The sequence below is a fragment of the Thomasclavelia sp. genome (assembly GCF_017889095.1).
Lineage (GTDB): Bacteria > Bacillota_I > Bacilli_A > Erysipelotrichales > Coprobacillaceae > Thomasclavelia.
On record NZ_JAGHEW010000296.1, the window covers coordinates 1 to 3,519 of the forward strand.

Consider the following 3,519-nt stretch of genomic DNA (forward strand, 5'->3'; position numbering starts at 1 on the left):
GATGCTCAACGATCACTTGAACGATATACACTTTATTCACCTCATTTTTTTCTATTTTACCATAAATTAATAATAAAGCAAAAACTGCTGTTTCCAGCAGTTAAATGCGATAAATCCGCTTATCTTTGCGAGGTTTAGCCGTTGGTTTTTCCCCATTAGCATATCCTAAGATACAGTTACCAATACCAACATACTTTTCATCAATGCCCCATTTGTTTAATAACTCTTTACCTTCTTTACTATTAAATACCTCTTTAGCTCGATTGATCCAGCAAGAATCAACCCCTAAAGCATTAGCCGCATTCATCAAATTCCCCATTACTAAACTACCATCTTCAATATAAGTACCCACTGTAGCATCAGCTAAAACAATGACTACTGTTGGTGCCCCATAAAATGGATCATTATTACTATTCATCACAGCTGCATTTAATTTAGAAAGATAAGCAATGGTTTCTTTGTCTTGAACTACGACCATGATCGTTGGCTGACGATCCATACCTGAAGGAGCATATAATCCTGCTTCTAAGATTTGATCTAATGTTTCTTGATCAACTTGTTTATCTTGATAACTGCGAACACTACGACGATTAATTAAACTATTAACTACTTCATTCATCTTCAACACCTCCATAATGTACTATTATAGCACAAAATTAAGATAAGCCTTTAAAAAAATTGCGATACATAATTAAATTACAATCTATATGCAATCCAATAATCTTTAAAACAGAAAAACTTTGAGGTGCTTTAGCCTTATACATAGCATAATTTAATTTAAACTTACGAGCATAATGATCAGCTTTTCGCAAATGCCAGCTATTAGTTATAACTAAACACTGATCATCTTTTACAATTTTACTGCAATACATTAAATTATGATAGGTACTTACCGATTTATCTTCAACGATAATATCTTCTTTTTTAACACCTAACTTAATCGCATAAGCCTTCATTACTTTAGCTTCAACGTATTGATTTTTAACCGCCCCGCCAGAAACTAAGATCTTTTTTATTTTACCAGCTTGATACAACTTTACCCCAGCTTCAATTCTTGATTTCATGATCAAAGAAGGACTGCCATCATCACTTGCCGGATAACCACAAACAATACCCCAATCATAAACAATATCTTTAATCTTGGTTTGCGGATTTTTAAACACACTTAAAAAGATAACTAAATTAATTAATAAAATTATTACTATAATCAATAAAATAATCATAACTTTCCTTTCAAAACATCGTGGCTAATGACCACGATGTTTAGATTTACGCTTTTGTTTTTTCAACAGATACAATTTTTCTTCACATTCTTTTTTTAACCTAGAATGTTTTTGTTTGTTTAATTGCTTATTAGCTTCATATTGTTTTTTTAAAGCCTGCATTGATTTTGTACCCGTCTGTAAGTTTGCCGTTTGTTTTTTGATCAGCCGCTGCTGTCGTTTATAACCAACCTGTTTATCAGGTTTAACATTCATTTTGGCACTAAAAACTAAATTCTTAAACTTTTTTAATACCAGTAAATAAATCTCACCATCACTAGGTTCCTGATTAAAAACAACACGAGCAATTTTAACCGAATCCTTTTCTTTTAAATAAAACATTCCGACATAAAAAGGATCTTCAAAATAAACATCCAGCTCTAAACTTATTTTTGCCATCAAAGCGCCCTCCTTATAAAAATTCCTAGAAACGGACAACCTAAGGAGGCAGGTTACTGACACATAAGTGCTTGCGGACTACCAACCGCAATGTGTTTTTATTCTAGCAGTTATATTATAACCGTTCATTCAAATAAAGAAAAGAGATTATAAAGTTAATTATAATCCCTTTATCATCTAATCATTTCTTTTCTTTCTCGAAACCTTCAAACCAGCCCCAGCGATCATCATTAATCCAGCCCACAATAACATATTCATATTATCGCCAGTATTTACAGAACCATTTTCTTTTTTATCAGTTTCCGGTAAATCATCTTCTGGTTCTTCAACAACCGCTTTTTCTTCAACGATCTTAAATTCAACTGGTTCACTTTCTAATCCCATATAGTTTTCAGTTTCTAAAACAATAGCTTTAACATACCAGGTTCCAACTTCACTTGGTACATCTTTAATATATTCACCATCTTTTTTATCACTGTATATAAAGATCACATCACCAAATTTAGCTGAAGCTTTAGGTTCATTAGCTTGATTACCATAAGTCCAGTTTTCAATTGTAAGTTCTTCTTTCCATTTATTATCAGCTTTTTTGATTTCAAATGATTCAATTACTTCTAATCCTGTATAATTGTCATTTCCTTCAACGGTTACCTTAACATACCATATTCCCGCTTCACTAGGAATTACATCGGTATATACTCCATCTTTTTCTTTACTGTATGTAATTGTTACTTTACCAAATTTAGCTGAAACTTTAGGATCATTAGCTTTTTCACCATAAATCCAATCTTCAATTGAAAGTTCTTCTTCCCACTCATTATCAGCTTTAGAAATTACAAATTCTTTTTCAGTACTAGCTTCATTGTAATTATCATTCGCTTCTACCTTGACTTCAACCTTATAACTTCCAACATTAGTTGGTGCGCTTTCAAGTTTATTCCAATTATCACCATCTTTTACATACCAGGTAATAACCGCATCTTTATCACTTCCAGTTATATTATATTCTAGATTGTTAATATCATTTCCATCATAAGTTTTATCCAAAACTTCAGTTGTAATGGAAACGGTACTATCAGCTTTCTTGATTTCAAATGATTTGATTATTTCTAATCCGGTGTAATTATCATTTCCTTCAACCGTTGCCTTAACATACCATGTTCCGGCTTTAGTTGGAACAGCACTTGTATATTCTCCATCTTCTTGATTACTGTATGTAAATGTTACATCACCAAATTTAGCTACAGCTTTTGGATCATTGGATTCTTCACCATAAGTCCAATCACTGATTGAAAGCTTGGTTGTCCACTCATTTTTAAATTGCGAGATTGTAAATTCTTTAGCAGCACTGGCTCCATTATAATTGCTATCTGCTTCTACACTTACGATAACTTTATAACTTCCAACATCTGTTGGTGCTTCTTTAAGTTTATTCCAATTTTCACCATCTTTTACATACCAGGTAATGACTAAATCTTTTGTACTTCCTGATTTCTTATACTCTGGATCAGCTACAATATTACCATTATAAGTTTTATCCATATCTTTGGTTGTAATAGAAATCGTACTTTCAGCTTTTTCAATTTTAAATGATTTAGTTGCAACTAATCCTGTATAATTAGTATTTCCTTCAACTGTTGCTTTAACGTACCATGTTCCAGCATCGGTTGGAACAGTATTTGTATATTTCCCATTTTCTTGATTACTATAAGTATATGTTACATCACCAAATTTTGCTTTAGCTGTAGGTTCTTTTGCTGGTCCACCATAAGTCCAATCACTGATTGAAAGCTTAGTTGTCCATTCATTTTTAAATTGTGAGATTGTAAATTCTTTAGTAGCACTGGCTCCATTATAA

General features: G+C 32.1%; 4 protein-coding genes. All 4 read right to left on the minus strand.

Going from position 1 to position 3,519, the window contains the following annotated elements; genetic code table 11:
• Positions 1-100 precede the first annotated feature (100 nt).
• A complete protein-coding gene (locus tag J7M77_RS13095) occupies positions 101-619 on the minus strand; it encodes a nitroreductase (RefSeq protein ID WP_296879302.1) in 519 nt (172 codons plus the stop codon).
• Positions 620-656: 37 nt separating this feature from the next.
• Positions 657-1,223: a YdcF family protein gene (locus tag J7M77_RS13100; protein ID WP_296879304.1), complete on the minus strand. Its 567-nt coding sequence runs from the start codon at positions 1,221-1,223 to the stop codon at positions 657-659.
• 24 nt (positions 1,224-1,247) lie between these two features.
• Complete coding sequence (locus J7M77_RS13105) at positions 1,248-1,661, minus strand: YjdF family protein (RefSeq protein ID WP_296879306.1); 414 nt, start codon at positions 1,659-1,661, stop codon at positions 1,248-1,250.
• Between the two features lie 177 nt (positions 1,662-1,838).
• Positions 1,839-3,519: MBG domain-containing protein (locus tag J7M77_RS13110; RefSeq protein WP_296879307.1), on the minus strand; the 1,681-nt coding region annotated here is incomplete at its 5' end.

Coding starts and splice junctions, on each gene's coding strand:
- J7M77_RS13095 (WP_296879302.1), bottom strand. CDS start 619: ATGAATGAAGTAGTTAATAGTTTAATTAATCGTCGTAGTGTTCGCAGT.
- J7M77_RS13100 (WP_296879304.1), bottom strand. CDS start 1,223: ATGATTATTTTATTGATTATAGTAATAATTTTATTAATTAATTTAGTT.
- J7M77_RS13105 (WP_296879306.1), bottom strand. CDS start 1,661: ATGGCAAAAATAAGTTTAGAGCTGGATGTTTATTTTGAAGATCCTTTT.